Genomic DNA, 15242 nt, shown 5'->3' on the forward strand with positions numbered 1-15242 from the left:
GTGGAGGCGGCTCGTGGTGACAAGGCAGACCAATGAACAAGTCGTGAAAGGGAATACCGCATGCTGATCGCACTGATCGTGATCGTGGTGGTCGTCGTCGCCCTGGTGGGCTTCGGCGTCGTCGGGTTCAACAAGTTGCGCAAGGCCGACATCGGCGCGCAGGAGGCCCTGGGTGGCATCGACGTCCAGCTCACCCGACGGGCCGACCTGATCCCCAACCTGGTGAACACCGTGAAGGGTTATGCCGCACACGAATCCGGGGTGTTCGAGGCCGTCACCGCGGCGCGGTCACGCGTGGCCAAGGCCGCCGAGGGCGACGCGGTCCCGGAGAAGGCCGCCGCCGACGCGGAACTGAGCAGCGCGCTGGTCAACGTCATGGCGGTCGCGGAGGCCTACCCCGACCTCAAGGCCGACACGCAGTTCCTCGACCTACAGCGCCAGCTGACCGACACCGAGAACCAGATCTCGTTCGCCCGCCAGTACTACAACGACGCCGTCACGACCCTCAACACCCTGGTGCAGACCATCCCGTGGATGTTCTTCTCCGGGTTCGCGAAGGTGTCGACCCGCGAGTTCTACAAAGCCCCCGAGGGACAGCAGGCACCGCCGACCGTGACCTTCTGACGGCTGCCACGATCGTCGCCGATCAGAGCGGGATGACCCGGTGGCGTCGGGGGGTGTCCGATGTCGTCTTGTCCCGCAGCAGCCGTAGCGCCTTGCGGATCTCGAGTCGGGTGTCCGACGGCGCGATCACCGCATCGATGTATCCCCGCTCGGCGGCGACCCAGGGCGTTGCGACGGTGTCGTTGTAGAAGGTGATCAGCTCTTCGCGCACACGTGGCCGGTCCTCGTCGCTCGCGTCGGCGAGTGCCTGCCGACCGATCAGCCCGACCGCCGATTCCCCACCCATCACCGCGATGCGGGCAGTCGGCCAGGCCAGGTTGACGTCGGCCCCGAGCTGTTTGCAGCCCATCACCGCGTACCCGCCGCCGTAGGCCTTGCGCACGATGACGGTGACGATCGGCACCGAGGCCTCGGCCACCGCGTAGAAGAAGCGGCCGCCCCGCTTGATCACGCCGATCTTCTCCTCGTCGACGCCGGGGAGGACTCCCGGGGTGTCGACGACGAAGACGAGCGGGATGTTGAAGGCATCGCACAACCGGATGAAGTGGGCGGCCTTGTCCGACGCGCGGGCGTCGAGTGCACCCGCGGACACCAGCGGCTGGTTCGCGAGCACCCCCACCGTGCGCCCGTCGACACGGGAGAAGCCGGTGATCAGGTTGTTGGCCACCGGCTCGCCGAACTCGTGGAACGTCCCGTCGTCGAAGATCCGCACCAGGATGTCGTGCATGTCGTATCCCGACCGGTCGTGGTCGGGGATGATGCGGTCGAGTTCGAGGTCCGACGCCGTGATCTCGGGTTCACGGCCCGGGTTGACCACCGGAGGGCTCTCCCAGCACGACGACGGGAAGAAGCCGAGGTACTCCCGGGCCCACGCGAACGCCTCCTCCTCGGTCGCCGCGACGTGGTGGATGTTGCCGTACCGAGCCTGGTTGTACGCGCCGCCGAGCTCGTCGATGCTCACCTCTTCGCCGGTCACCTCGCGGATCACGTCGGGACCGGTCACGAACATGTAGGCCCGCTCGGTCGCGATCAACACGTCGGTGTTGATGGGCCCGTACACCGCGCCCGCCGCGCATTTGCCCAGCATCAGCGACACCTGCGGGACCAGTCCCGACAGCCGGATCTGACGGCGGCTCATCCCGGCGTACCAGGCCAGGGAGGTGACGGCGTCCTGCACGCGGGCGCCGCCGGAGTCGTTGATCGCGACGAGGGGACAGCCGTTGTCGATCGCGGTCTCCATCGCGGCGGCGACCTTGCGACCGAACATCTCGCCGACCGAACCCCCGAACACCGTCTGGTCGTGGGAGATGACCACCACCGGTCGGCCCTCGATGAGGCCGCGCCCGGTCACGACGCCGTCGCCGTAGAGGGCATCGGTGACGTAGGGCTGGCGGACCATCGCCCCGATCTCGACGAACGTGCCCGGGTCGAGAAGGCTGTGGATGCGTTCGCGCGCACTGGGGATCCCCTTGAGCTTGCGCTTCGCGATGCCCTTGTCACCGGCCGGCTCGGACGCCTCGGCCATCTTCTTGTGCAGTTCGGCGAGTTTGTCTGCGGTCGTGCCCACGGGTGGCTCACTTTCGGCAATGGTCAACGTCGCCGACGGTAGGCGGGGTTTCGCAGCCGATCGGCCAGTGCGACCGAAGTCTGAACAATGGGCTGCCCGCGAACTCGTTCGCTGTGACAACCTCTGCACCCCAGCGACGGATTCGTTCCCTACCGACCAAGCGCTCGTTTGGGCTAGGTTGTTCTCCCATGGGATTCCTTCGCCCCGATCTGCCCGTGTGGGACATGGCCGCGTGGTCGGCGGGTAGCCGCAGCGAGCGCATCCGCCCCGCCGCGGCCCACCTGGCGCGCAGGGGGTTCGGTGTGCCCGATGCCCTGTACGTCTTCTACGTCACGAAGATCGCGCTGTACGTCCTCGGTGGGATCGGCGTCGCGCTCGCGACCACCGGCATCGACGGGTTCACCGACATCGGTTCGTGGTGGTCGGAACCGATCGTCTTCCAGAAGATCGTCGTGTTCTCCCTGCTCTTCGAGGTACTCGGACTCGGCTGCGGCTTCGGTCCGCTCAACAACCGCTACTTCCCACCGATGGGATCGCCGCTGTACTGGCTGCGGCCGGGCACGATCCGGCTGCCGCCGTGGCCGCGTATCCCGCTGACCTCGGGCACCGCGCGGACCCCTTTCGACGTGCTCCTCTATGCCGCGTTGCTCGGTGCCGCGGTGTGGGCGCTGGCCTCCGACGGGACCGGCTCGGTGGCCGCACTCGACACGACGGTCGGCGTCCTGCCGGTCACGCCCGTCGCCGTCATGCTCGGGGTGCTGGCCGTGCTCGGCCTCCGCGACAAGGTGATCTTCCTGGCCTGCCGCGGAGAGATCTACGCGACGCTGTCGGTGACCTTCCTGTTCGCGGCGGTCGACATGATCGTCGCCGCGAAGCTGATCTTCCTCGTCATCTGGGTCGCGGCCGCCACCTCGAAGGTCAACCCGCACCTGCCGTTCGTCATGTCGACAATGCTCTCGAACAGCCCCACCATCCGCCCCACGTCGATCAAGAAACGCTGCTTCCGCAGCTATCCCGACGACCTGCGGCCCTCACGTCTGTCGGCGATGATCGCCCACGCCGCCACCGCGGTCGAGATGGGGGTTCCCCTGTTCCTGTTCTTCTCGGGCGGCGGGATCGTCACCACCGTCGCGGCCACCGTGATGATCGCGTTCCACCTGGGGATCCTGTCGTCCATCCCGATGGGGGCGCCGCTGGAGTGGAACGTCTTCATGATCATCGGGATCGGGATCCTGTTCGTCGGCCACGCCGAGACCGGTCTGGCCGACGTCTCCCAGCCGATCCCCGTGTTCGGACTGTTCGCGGTCGTGGTGGCTGTCGTCGTCGCAGGCAACCTGTTCCCGCAGAAGATCTCGTTCCTGCCGGGCATGCGCTACTACGCGGGCAACTGGGACACCACCATGTGGTGCATGAAACCGTCCGCGTCGGCGAAGCTGACCGGTCGGGTCAAGACGATCGCGATCATGCCGCAGGCCCAGCTGGAGAAGATGTTCGGCGCCGAACAGGCGGTCATCCAGCAACACCTCGGATACGCGTTCCGCGCCATGAACACCCACGGCCGCGCACTGTTCACCCTCGTGCACCGCGCGATCGCCGACGGCGACGAGGCCGACTACGTCATCGTCGACGGGGAACGGATCTGCAGCACGGCCATCGGGTGGAACTTCGGCGACGGTCACATGCACAACGAGACCCTGATCGCCGCGCTCCAGGAACGCTGCGCGTTCGACCCCGGCGAGGTGCGTGTCATCCTTCTCGACGCCCAGCCGATCCACCGGCGAACGCAGCAGTACCGACTGGTCGACCCCGCGACCGGAGAGTTCGAACGCGGGTCGATCCGCGTCGCGGACATGGTGTCCGCACAGCCGTGGGCCGACGACCTGCCGGTCGACGTGCAATCGGGGGCATCGACGGCGCGGTGAGAACCTCGTCGACCCTGCTGTGAGAATTGTCGGATGACGTCATCGCCTGCGCCTCTCGTGGTCGTCGTCGGATCGGTCAACCTCGACGTCGTCACCGAGCTCGACCACCTCCCGCGGCCGGGACAGACCCTCATCGCCCGGTCCGTGCGGCGCAATGTCGGTGGCAAGGGCGCAAATCAGGCGGTGGCGGCCCAGATCACCTGTGGGGCCGCCTCGTTCGTCGGACGTGTGGGTGACGACGCGGACGGGCGGGAGCTGGTCGCCGAGCTCGATCGGCGGGGCGTCGCCACCGACCTCGTCGAAAAGGTCCAGGGTGAACCCAGCGGCGCGGCCTACATCGCCGTCGCCGACGGTCAGAACACGATCGTCGTCGCGGCCGGCGCGAACAGCGTCTGGGGCGCGCTCTCCGATGAGGAGTCCACGGCGATCGAGGCCGCGCCGGTCGTGGTGTGCCAGCTCGAGATCCCCGACGCCGTGATCGCTGCGGCCGCGGAGCGTTGTACCGGCCGGTTCGTGCTCAACGCCGCGCCCGCGCGTCCGGTGGCGGATTCCGTACTACGCCGCTGCAACCCGGTCATCGTCAACGAGAACGAACTGGCCGACCTCACCGGCCGCGCCGTCGACGGTCCGGACTCCGCGTTGACCGCCGCCCGCGAGCTGCGTGCGCGTGGGGCGCTCGGTGTCGTCGCGACGCTCGGCGCGGCCGGGGCGATCTGGGTGGACGCCGATGGTCACGGCCATCAGCGGTCCCCGCGGGTCGAGGTGGTGGACTCCACCGGCGCCGGCGATCAGTTCGTCGGCGCGCTCGCGGCCCGTCTGGCGGTAGGGCACGGACTCGCCTCGGCGGTGCGATGGGCCACCGCCGCGGCGTCGGTCTCGGTGCAATCGGTCGGGACCGTCGACTCCTACCCGGACGTGGATGCGATCGATGCCGCGCTCGACCGTCTTCCACCCGAGGCGTGAGACGAGAGCGGAACGTCCCATTTGGGATCATTAGTCCTGGTTAACGCTGTTTCTTTCATTGCGAAACGCCGACCCCGGTGTTGTGTTCGCCCGCGCGACCAGACACGATGGTCTGATGTTCATTGTGATCGTCCTCACCATTTGCGCGGGGTGGTGCCTGGTGTCGATCGCTGCTGCGTTGGTGATCGGGGCCGCCGTGGAGCGTCGTGACGCCGATCTCGGTTGCGGAGACGGCATCGAGGTTCGCCCGCCACACCCCGAGGCGCCGGTCGCCGAGACGGCGACGACCACGTCGCTCATCCCCGCCCAGTTCTGATCCGCCCGGTCCTGATTCGCGCCGCTCCGATTCATCAGATGCGTCCACCCGAGTCCCCGCATGCCACGACGTAGCGCGGGGGTGCTGCTGTTCCGCCGCACATCCGGGGTGGTGGAGGTCGTACTGGCCCACCCCGGTGGACCGTTCTGGGCGAAGAAGGACGCCGGCGCGTGGTCGATCCCGAAGGGGGAGTACGAGCCCGACGAACCCGCGCTCGACGCGGCCCGGCGGGAGTTCGCCGAGGAGCTCGGTATGTCGGTACCGGACGGCACCGTCATCGACCTCGGCGAGATCACCCAGAAGGGCGGCAAGATCGTCACCGCATTCGCGGTGGAAGCCGATCTGGACGTCTCCGGCGCGGTGAGCAACACCTTCGAGATGGCGTGGCCACCACGCTCGGGGGTTCTGCAGTCATTCCCCGAGGTGGACCGCGTCGAGTGGTTTCCCCTCGACGTCGCCCGGGAGAAGATCCTCGCCGCGCAACAGCCGTTCCTGGATCGTCTGCCCTAGCGGCTCGCGTGGGGCGGCGCGTCGAGTCGGTGTCGGATCAGTCGGGAACTGTTGGCCACCACCGCGACCGACGAGGCGTTGTGCAACACGGCGGCGAGGACCGGCGAGAGTGCGCCGCCGGCACCCACGGCGAGGCCGATCGCGTTCACCGCGATCGACATCCCGTAGTTCTGCCCGATGAGGTCGACCGTGCGCGCACCGAGTTCACGCACATCGACAAGTCGTCGCAGATCGTCGCCGGCCAGGGCGATGTCGGCGGCCTCGACGGCCACGTCGGTTCCACCGAGTCCCATAGCGATGCCGATGTCGGCGGCTGCGAGCGCCGGTGCATCGTTGATTCCGTCACCGACCACGGCGACGACGTGGCCGGCATCGTGCAGTTCGCGAACCGCCGCCAACTTGTCCTCGGGGAGTGCCTCCGCCCGCCACTCGTCGATGCCGAGTTCGGTGGCGACCGCAGCTGCGGTGGCGGGGTGATCGCCGGTCAGCATGACGATGCGCGTGATGCCCACCGCCCGCAGTTCGGTGATCACCTCGGCCGCCTCGGCCCGCACCTCGTCGCGCAGGCTGATCAATCCGACCAGCTCACCGTCGACCGCCAACAGCAGTGGGGTCTCGGCCCGGGAGCGCAGCTTGTCGACCCACGCCTCGGCGTCCGCGCTGACCACGACGTGTTCCCCGGAAAGCAGCGACGGGCTGCCGAGCAACAGCGTCCGGCCGTCGGCCCGGGTACGCATTCCCAGCCCGACGAGCACCTCGCACTCCTCGTGCGGGGGAATGGCGATGTGGCGTTCTTCCGTCGACCGGATGACCGCCTCGGCCAACGGGTGTCGGGAGTGGATCTCCGAACTGGCCGCGTAGGCCAGCACCTGCTCGGGCTGCCAGTCGTCGTGGAACGACACGACATTGGTGACGATGGGACGGCCCTGGGTCAGGGTCCCGGTCTTGTCGAAGACGACTGCGTCGAAACGTCCGGCGCGTTCGAGATGTGAACCGCCCTTGATCAGGATGCCGCGACGGGCGCCGTTGCCGATGGCCGCGCTGATGGCGGTCGGTGTGGCCAGCCCCACCGCGCACGGGCAGGCGATGAGCAACATGGTCATCGCGCGCCGAACGTCGCGTGTCAGCAACAGGGTGATGGCCGAGACCGCAAACGACGCGGGCACGAACCGCCGGGAAAAGTTCTCGCCGACGGTCTGGATCGGGGCGCGGTCGTGCTGCGCCTGCTCGACCCGGGTGATGATGCGGCCGATGGTCGTGTTGTCGCCGACCGCGTCCGCCCGCAGGACCAACCGGCCGTTCATCACGACCGACCCGGCGTACACGATGTCGCCGACACCTGCGGTGACCGGCAGGCTCTCGCCGGTGATGGCCGACTGGTCGACGAGCGCCTCGCCGTCGATCACGGTTCCGTCGATCGGCACCGCGACGCGGTCATGGACGATGACCTCGTTGCCGACGGCCAGGGTCTCGATGCCGACTTGGATCTCGGTGCTGTCACCGAGGCGCACCCAGGCGGTGTCCTGATTGCCGCGCAGCAGATCGGAGATCGCGCGCCGAGTGCGGCGCAGCGTGAGGTCCTGCAGGAACTCGCCGATGTTGAGCAGCCACAGGACGGTCAGCGCCACGACGTTCTCCCGCAGGAGCAGGCTGGCGACCGTGGCCGCCGAGACCAGGGCATCCGTACCCGCAGACCTGCCGCCGAGCAGGGAACGGAACGCGCCCCGCAGGAATGGGTAGCCGGTGAAGACCGTGACGCCAGTCGCGAAGAGGCGACTGGTCGGACCCAGTATCGGCGCACGCCGCAGCCCGTACCGACGGATACCGAGCAGTCCCAACGCGAGGGCGCCGACGCCCATGCGGACGATGTCGGTGTTGGAGATCTCCGCCGAGTACGGCGGACGAACTGGAAGCACGTCAGCCGAAACGGTCGACGACCTATCGATCGCGGCGATCACCGCGTCGCGGTCGAGTGACTCGCTGCGATACCAGACCACGACCGACCCGGTGCGCGGGTAGGCGTGGACCACGCGCACTCCCGGCACGTCGATGACGGCCTCCTCGACGGCGACTGCGCGGATCGACGATCCGCGCAACCACTCCACACGGAGCCGCAGCCGTCCGGCCGCGTCGGATACCGGGGTTATGGCGGTCAATGGTCGTGGCTGTGTCCGGCGTCAGCGGTTCCCGGAGGGGTGGTCTCCTCGCCGATGCGCTCGCGGGCTTCGGCGACGACGTCTGCCACGGCCAGTCTCGCCGACTCCGCGGACTCCTCGGCCCTGCGGGTGCCCCGCAGGCCCCACGACGTGACGACCACGGCGGCGTCGCGGATCGGCGCCCTCGCCGCCGCCTTGCGAGCCAGGTCATAGGCGACGGCGCCCACCGCGCCGGTCACCACTGTTGTTGTCGCCTTGGCGATCAGGCCGTGTACGGGCATGTGCTTCAAGTCCTCACGTTCGTCGAATCGTCATCAACGTACTCGACCTGCGCTGCCCGGTACATGTCAGAGCGCGAGGTTACGGTATGCGCATAGATTGATGAGTCACGCGAAGTAGCGTGAGCACCACGGCAACGAATGTGACTATCGGGAGGAAGATTCGATGATCGGCGGCAATCAGGGCACGGGCGAGGGTGCGACCGGACGGCGGATCGTGGTGTTCGCGCCGGGTGACGGAAACGCCTCGTATGCAAGCACTCTGCGTCAGGTCGCGGGGATGACATCGGTGGCGTCGACGACCGACTTCGTCGGACAGGCGCTCGACATCGAGCAGACCCGCTCCGCGCAGGCCACCATCTTCGCCGAGCTCGGGGTCGCGGTGGTCGACGCCGACGCCGATCAGGCCGTCGCGCTCGACGCGATGTGCTCCGAGGACGGCGCCATCCGTTCCATCGAACCCGAACGAGTGCAACGTATCCGGACGAACGAACCGCCGGCGACGTCCGCCGATTACCTGCGAGGCTACCGAGACGGCGTGACGGATTTGTCGCAACGACTCGGGGGCACGACGACATCCGCCGCCGCGGCCGGACCGATCATCGACACCGACCAGTTCACCTGGGGTCTCATCGCAACCGGGGTGTCGACCTCCGGCGCAACGGGCGCCGGGGTCAAGGTGGCCGTGCTCGACACCGGGTTCGACCTCACCCACCCGGATTTCGTCGGCCGCTCGATCACCGCACAGTCGTTCGTCTCGGGCGAGCAGCCGCAGGACGGACACGGCCACGGAACCCACTGTGTCGGAACGTCATGCGGACCGCTCGCACCACCGACGGGTCGTCGGTACGGGATCGCGCACGGCGCCGAGATCTATGTCGGCAAGGTGCTGGGCAACGACGGCGGTGGGCCGGACGCGGGGATCCTCGCCGGCCTGAACTGGGCACTGGCCAACGGGGTGCAGATCGTGTCGATGTCGTTGGGCGCCGATGTCCGGGAGGTGTCGAAGGCCTACGAGACGGTCGGACGACGTGCGCTCGACGCCGGCACCCTCATCGTCGCGGCCGCGGGCAACAACGCCGACCGACCGTCGGATCCGGGCTTCGTCGGCGTTCCCGCGAACAGCCCCTCGATCGCCGCGGTCGGTGCTGTGGACGGGTCGTTGGCGATCGCGCCGTTCTCGGCGCGCAGTACCGCCGTGGACGGTGGCGATGTCGACATCGCCGCACCGGGTGTCGACGTCTACTCGTCCTGGCCCGTGTCCGACACGGCGCCGTCGCGCTACAACACGATCAGCGGGACGTCCATGGCGACACCGCATGTGGCGGGGATCGCGGCGCTGTGGTGCCAGACCACCGGGCGACGGGGTCGCGACCTGTGGACCACCCTGACCCAGGAGGCCCGTCGCCTCGACATCCCCGCCGCCGACGTGGGGTCGGGTCTGGTCATCGCGCCCCGCTGACGCTCCGCCGCCGAACGTGCCGAAACACCGCGCCGAACGTGCCGAAACGCTGCCCCGATCGTGCCCAAATACTGCGCCGAACGTGCCGTTCCGGGTCGCTGTGCGCTCGCGCGGTGACAAAGGCACGGTTGGTAGGGGATTCAGGCACAGTCGAAGGGTGATTTCGGCACACTCGGCGGAGGGCGCGACCGGGCGTAGAGTGCGCTCATGCCCGAGATCACCATCACCGTCGACGATGCGCACCTCGCGGCCATCGACGAGGTCGTGGCCGCGGTCCGCGCGGGTGGGGTCGAGGTGACCGGGGTGCACGCGGCGATCGGGATCATCTCCGGCACCGTGCCCGCCGATCGACGCACCGCCTTGTCGCAGATCCAGGGAGTCGGTGCTATCGAAGAGGCACCGGTGTTCCGCGCGGCACCTCCGGACTCGCCGATCCAGTGACCGCCGGGGTGTCGACGACACTCGTCGCCACCGTGGCCATCCGACTCCGCACGGCACCCCATGCGCATCCGACGATCACGACCCCACCGATGATCAACGGTGCGGTGATGGCCTCGCCGATGAGCAGTGCCGACCAGATGAGGGTCAACACCGGCTGGATCAGCTGGGTCTGACTGACCGTGGTCATCGGACCGATCGCGAGTCCCCGGTACCAGGCGAAGAAGCCGAGGAACATGCTGACCACGCCCAGGTAGGCGAATGCCGACCACTGCACCGCGCTCGCGTGCGGCGGCGAGATGACTGCGACGACGACGGTGGCCGCCGACATGGCGGGGAACGCCACCACCAGCGCCCAACTCACCGTTTGCCATGCACCGAGTTCCCGGGCGAGCAGCCCGCCCTCGGAGTAGCCGAGCGCACCGAGCACCACCGCCCCGACGAGGTAGAGGTCCCCGATGCTCGGACTGCCGAGCGAGCCGTGCGCGACGAGGGAGTATCCGACCACGGCGCAGGCACCGGCGATGCTGAACAGCCAGAACCGGCGACCGGGGCGCTCGCCGGTGCGCATCACGACGGTGGCCGCGGTGATGGCCGGAAGCAGTCCGATGATGACCGCGGAGTGGGCGGCCGTGGTGGTGGTCAGGGCCAGCGACGTCAGGACCGGGAACCCGGCCACGATCCCGATCGCCACGACGACGAGGCGCGCGACCTGAGACGAGGTGGGGAATCGCACGCGGCACACCGCGAGAGCGATCATCGCGAGGATTCCGGCGACCACCGCGCGGGCGGCACCGACGAACAGCGGGTCGAGGGCGCCGACCGCGATACGGGTGAACGGCACGGTGAACGAGAAGGCCAGTACGCCGAGGAAGCCGAACCAGACACCGGATCGTGCGGAAAGCGGTGGCACCCGCTCGCTGATAGCGCTATCGTTGCTACTCATGTCGAACGATAGCAGTACTCGGATCGCGGGTCACCTCCGTTCCCTGGTCGCCGATTCGTCCCCGGGCAGCCGGCTGCCGTCCACGCGCGTCCTGGCCGAGCGTTTCACCGCCGGGCCGGTGACGGTGCAACGGGCCATCGCCACCTTGGTGGCCGACGGTCTCGTCGAGACCCGGCCCGGCGCAGGGAACTTCGTCGTGTACCGGCCCCGTACCCGACGCACAGCCGACGTCGACTGGCAGACCACGAGTCTCGGTCCCGAACGCAGCGGTGCGTCCCCGGTGGGCTCGTCGTTGCGGCGTGTCGATCCAGAGACCATCGCGTTGCACGGTGGCTACCCGCACATGTCGCTGATGCCCATGCGGGAGGTGCGCTCGGCCCTGGCCAAGGCGAACCGGGAGGACCGCAGTTTCGAACGGCCGCCGATCGCCGGGGTCAGCGAGCTGCGGGCGTGGTTCGTCCGTGAACTCACCGGCGTCGTCGACGACGCGTGGCGGGATTCCGATGCGGTGATCACCTCCGGTGGACAGAGCGCGTTGTCGACGGTGTTCCGGGCGCTCGCCGGGCCGGGCGAGCCCATCGTGATGGAGTCACCGACCTACTGGGGTGCCATCACCGCCGCCCGACAGGCCGGTCTGGTCATCGTGCCGGTGGCCCGCACCACCGGGGCGCCGCGGCCGGAGGATCTCGACGATGCCCTGCGGTCCTCGGGTGCGCGGTTGTTCTACGCCCAACCGAACTTCGCCAATCCCACCGGCGCGCTGTGGAACCCGGCCGATCGTCGCGAGATCCTCGACGTGATCCGTTCCCGCCGGGCGTTTCTCGTCGAGGACGACTGGGCGCACGACTTCGCCATCGACGAGGCCCCGGTCCCGTTGGCGACGGCCGATTCCGACGGCCACGTCGTCTACATCCGGTCGTTGACGAAGAGCGCGTCGTTGACGCTGCGGGTGGCCGCAGTGGTCGCGCGCGGACCCGCCCGCAACCGGATCGCCAACGCGCTGGCGGTCAACGACCTCTACGTCTCGCCGCTGCTGCAGCAGGCGGCGCTGGACGTGGTGACGCGGCCGTCGTGGCGCACCCACTGCACCCGGCTGCGTCGCGAGCTCACCGAGCGTCGGGATCAGTTGGTGCGCACCATCGCCGAACACGCACCCGACCTCGAGTTGACCCACGTACCGCGTGGCGGCTTGAACCTGTGGCTGCGTCTTCCGGAGGACGCCGACGCCGAGACCTATGCGGCCCGCGCCCTGACCCGCGGGGTGTCGATATCGCCGGGTGCGGAGTGGTTCCCGGCCGGCGTGTCCGGCCCGCACATCCGGCTCAACTACGGCAGTTCGGATCCGAGCAGGTTCGCCGAGGCGGCAGGGGTCATGCAGTCGCTGCTGGGGTGAGCGATCGCCGGACCGCGGCGGTTGCCCGACTCCGACCCGAGGCCCTGGGAGTCCGATGCGCTCGCCAGGCGGCGGTCGAGCGGTGACTCCCACTCCGTCGCGCTGCGGGCGTCGAGCGCGGCCAGCCGTTCGGTGAGAGGCGGGTGCTGCGACTCGGGGCAGTTGTCGATCAGGGTCGTCAGCAGACCCCGCAGACGTCGCTGCACCTGCATCGATCCGCCGCAGAACTGGCGGATCTCGTCGGTGGCGATCGACACATAGTCGGCCCAGGAGCGCTGGTATCCACTGATCCGGGTGAAGGTGGAGCCGGCGGTGTCGGTGCGCAGGCGCGGTGCCAGCACGAGGAGCAGGTCCTCGAGGTGGTTGAGTGCCTGCACCGCGAGCCCGGGGTTGTTCACCGATGTCGACAACGCCTTGGAGGCGACGTCGACGATCGACTGCAGCGCGGCGACCGGGCTCACCGACGGTTGGTGGGTGTCGCCGAAGATCAACGTCCCCTGCAGCTGATGCGCCGGATGCTGGTGTGGGGCCAGTCCGGTCGGTGCGCCACGCACCTCGAACACCGGGCTGTCGTGAGGGACGAAGTCGCCGATCGCGGGCAGTATCGCCACCGACACCTCCCACCGGGTCGCGAGCCGCTGAATCCGCGCGAGGTCGACGGCCAGCAGGACACGCCCGTGTGCGGGGACCTGCCGCAGGCGCACCACGATCACCGGCGCCACGTCGCCGCCGGCCGGCTCAGGCGGCCGGGGAGTGCCTGTCGGCGGCTGCGTCGGCTCGGCGTCGGTGGGGGTCTCGGGGTAGCGCCGCAGGATCGCGCGGTGGCCCTCGGCGGCGATCCACCGCAGCAGGCGTTCGGAGTTCAGGACGTTACCGACCTTGGCGACGAGCATCACGAACATGACCGCACTGATCAGCGTCAGGATCATCGCGATCGCCGTGGACACCAGCGGCGCCTCGACCTTGTCGGCGCCGGGTCGGCCGCCGACCGCGATCTCCAGGGCGATGCCGAGCGCGAAGACGAACGTGGCGAGGAAGACGCCGATCGACGCGCGCATGGTGCGGTCCTGGGCGAGCATCGGGATGACGCGCACCGAGATCTGGGTCGCCCCGAACTGCATGGCCAGGGTGATGGCGGTGAACACCAATGCGGTCAGGGTGATCATCGCGCCGGCGATGACGCTGAGCAGCGTGGCCAGTGCGCCGCCGTCGATGCCGTCGACGGTGAACTGGTCGTCGGCGGTGTCGAGGGCCACCGACGCGATGACCGCGAGCCCGACCAGGGTCAGCGGCAGGCGCCACATCGGCGCCGGTCGCAGGCGCCGACGGGTGCGCTGCCACGCGATCGCGGTCGCGAGCCGGTGCGGCGGCCGTGCGGTCGTGCCGTCGATGGAGGCGGGTACCGGCGGTGGGGTGCCGACGCTCGCCGGGGTGGTCACCTCGGGTAGCCCGAACCGTCCGGAGATCGACTCCTGGACCACGATCTTGGCCCGTACCATCGGTTCGCGAAAGCGTTCCTCGCGTGCCAGGGCCCGACTGCGCTTGCCCGGATTGCGGGTGTACCGCCACCGCGCCCAGGGCGCGGCAGGACGGCTCAGGCGGATCGCGCCGACGATCAGCAGCGGGACGATGAACAACCCGACCAGACCGGTCCACAGCTTGCCCTTGAGGACGGTGATCACGGCCAGGCCCAGTTCGACGGCCAGCCAGATCGACGTCGCGACGACCGCGGCGATCGAATGGTCCTCGCGGAGTTCGCCGACGTCGCCGTCGAAACCGATGGGGCGGATGCCGAACAGGAACAGCACCACGATCGCGACCGCCACGAACACCGCGTCGATCGACGCGCGTCCCTCCTCGGCCCAGTAGACATCGCGCAGGTGTAGGACGAGAGCGAACTCGTCGAGGACGAGCGCGGTCCCGATGCCGAAGACAGACGCGAGCACACAGTTGGCGACCGGTGTCTGTTCACTCGAGAGCACGACCAGGCCGAACCCGGACAACAGCATGAACACCAGACCGAAGATGACGTGGTGGATGTGCATGCCGCCGGGGGTGACGTTGCCCGGCCACCAGGACACCTGAGCCCGGATCATCCGCACGCTGAAGCGGATGAACAGGAAGGTCAGGACGAAGGCGACGAGCAGGAAGAAGATGGGCAACCGGCCCGTGTCGACGAACCGCTCGGTGAACCAGTGCGACATCGCGAGTCTCCTGTGTACGTGGGAGAACGGTATATCGCAGCGCCGATGTGCGTGACGGGAATCGGCGGTCGGTGGCTCGGTGACCGAGAGACGGGGGGCCGCGGACTCAGCGGTCGAGAAGAGCGCTGCCGGTCCCGCCCAGCGAGATCAGGAACAGGGCGAGCAGGAACCAGCTCGCGCCCTGCCAGATCTGCCAGCGGCCCTTGGCCTGCCAGGTGCGGAACGTCCACCAGAGCGCGCCGCCGGCGCCGGCGAGGACCAGGAGCGGGAACACGATGATGATCACGAGCGGCACCGGGTCGTAGAGAAGGCCGCCCACACCGAGGAACAACGCGGCGATCACGATGACGGTGATCGCGTAGGTCGCCGCCTGGCGAAACGTGGGATCGGGCTTCTGGGTGCTGATGACTCCAGCATCCATCGGGGTCATGGGCTAGTCAAACCTCGCGCTGCGCTCCGCAGG

The 15242-nt window shown here is 68.8% G+C and carries 14 protein-coding genes; 8 read left to right on the top strand and 6 right to left on the bottom strand.

Annotated elements, in window-relative coordinates; all coding sequences use genetic code 11:
- Positions 1-60: 60 nt before the first annotated feature.
- Positions 61-624: a LemA family protein gene (locus tag JHC79_RS07635; protein WP_296389559.1), complete on the top strand. Its 564-nt coding sequence runs from the start codon at positions 61-63 to the stop codon at positions 622-624.
- Positions 625-646: 22 nt separating this feature from the next.
- On the opposite strand, the gene JHC79_RS07640 is transcribed toward JHC79_RS07635, so the two are convergent.
- Complete coding sequence (locus JHC79_RS07640; protein WP_296389606.1) at positions 647-2149, bottom strand: acyl-CoA carboxylase subunit beta; 1503 nt, start codon at positions 2147-2149, stop codon at positions 647-649.
- A gap of 230 nt (positions 2150-2379) precedes the next feature.
- On the opposite strand from JHC79_RS07640, the gene JHC79_RS07645 reads away from it, so the two are divergent.
- From JHC79_RS07645 to JHC79_RS07660, 4 genes are all read left to right on the top strand, one after another.
- Positions 2380-4113, top strand: a complete 1734-nt coding sequence (locus JHC79_RS07645) for a DUF3556 domain-containing protein (protein ID WP_296389560.1) — start codon at positions 2380-2382, stop codon at positions 4111-4113.
- A 33-nt stretch (positions 4114-4146) separates the two neighbouring features.
- A complete protein-coding gene (locus JHC79_RS07650; RefSeq protein ID WP_296389561.1) occupies positions 4147-5076 on the top strand; it encodes a ribokinase in 930 nt (309 codons plus the stop codon).
- A 115-nt stretch (positions 5077-5191) separates the two neighbouring features.
- Positions 5192-5392 (top strand): hypothetical protein, encoded by a 201-nt coding sequence (locus JHC79_RS07655; RefSeq protein ID WP_296389562.1) that lies wholly within the window; start codon positions 5192-5194, stop codon positions 5390-5392.
- 60 nt (positions 5393-5452) lie between these two features.
- Entirely contained in the window at positions 5453-5902 is a 450-nt protein-coding gene (locus JHC79_RS07660; protein ID WP_296389563.1) for an NUDIX domain-containing protein, read from the top strand.
- Here JHC79_RS07660 and JHC79_RS07665 read toward each other — a convergent pair.
- Together JHC79_RS07665 and JHC79_RS07670 are read right to left on the bottom strand one after the other, a co-directional pair.
- Complete coding sequence (locus JHC79_RS07665) at positions 5899-8058, bottom strand: cation-translocating P-type ATPase (RefSeq protein ID WP_296389564.1); 2160 nt, start codon at positions 8056-8058, stop codon at positions 5899-5901. The two genes, JHC79_RS07660 and JHC79_RS07665, sit on opposite strands and share 4 nt — an antisense overlap.
- Positions 8055-8339 carry a DUF1490 family protein gene (locus JHC79_RS07670; RefSeq protein WP_296389607.1) on the bottom strand — a complete coding sequence of 95 codons (285 nt, stop codon included), beginning with the start codon at positions 8337-8339 and terminating at the stop codon, positions 8055-8057. The genes JHC79_RS07665 and JHC79_RS07670 overlap by 4 nt, the downstream gene beginning before the upstream one ends.
- Positions 8340-8502: 163 nt before the next feature.
- Between JHC79_RS07670 and JHC79_RS07675 the strand changes: the two genes are divergently transcribed.
- Together JHC79_RS07675 and JHC79_RS07680 are read left to right on the top strand one after the other, a co-directional pair.
- Positions 8503-9798, top strand: coding sequence for a S8 family serine peptidase (locus JHC79_RS07675; protein ID WP_296389565.1), 1296 nt, complete (start codon positions 8503-8505; stop codon positions 9796-9798).
- Between the two features lie 207 nt (positions 9799-10005).
- Positions 10006-10239: a hypothetical protein gene (locus JHC79_RS07680; protein WP_296389566.1), complete on the top strand. Its 234-nt coding sequence runs from the start codon at positions 10006-10008 to the stop codon at positions 10237-10239.
- On the opposite strand, the gene JHC79_RS07685 is transcribed toward JHC79_RS07680, so the two are convergent.
- Positions 10184-11182 (bottom strand): DMT family transporter, encoded by a 999-nt coding sequence (locus tag JHC79_RS07685; RefSeq protein ID WP_296389567.1) that lies wholly within the window; start codon positions 11180-11182, stop codon positions 10184-10186. The two genes, JHC79_RS07680 and JHC79_RS07685, sit on opposite strands and share 56 nt — an antisense overlap.
- On the opposite strand from JHC79_RS07685, the gene JHC79_RS07690 reads away from it, so the two are divergent.
- The gene (locus JHC79_RS07690) at positions 11181-12575 is read left to right on the top strand and encodes a PLP-dependent aminotransferase family protein (protein ID WP_296389568.1); all 1395 of its coding nucleotides are present in this window, start codon (positions 11181-11183) and stop codon (positions 12573-12575) included. The two genes, JHC79_RS07685 and JHC79_RS07690, sit on opposite strands and share 2 nt — an antisense overlap.
- Here JHC79_RS07690 and JHC79_RS07695 read toward each other — a convergent pair.
- Both JHC79_RS07695 and JHC79_RS07700 read right to left on the bottom strand, forming a co-directional pair.
- Entirely contained in the window at positions 12509-14779 is a 2271-nt protein-coding gene (locus JHC79_RS07695) for a DUF2254 family protein (protein ID WP_296389569.1), read from the bottom strand. The two genes, JHC79_RS07690 and JHC79_RS07695, sit on opposite strands and share 67 nt — an antisense overlap.
- Before the next feature lie 106 nt (positions 14780-14885).
- The gene (locus JHC79_RS07700) at positions 14886-15209 is read right to left on the bottom strand and encodes a hypothetical protein (protein WP_296389570.1); all 324 of its coding nucleotides are present in this window, start codon (positions 15207-15209) and stop codon (positions 14886-14888) included.
- Between the last annotated feature and the right edge of the window lie 33 nt (positions 15210-15242).

The sequence above is a fragment of the Williamsia sp. genome, from assembly GCF_016462415.1.
Taxonomy (GTDB): domain Bacteria; phylum Actinomycetota; class Actinomycetes; order Mycobacteriales; family Mycobacteriaceae; genus Williamsia_A.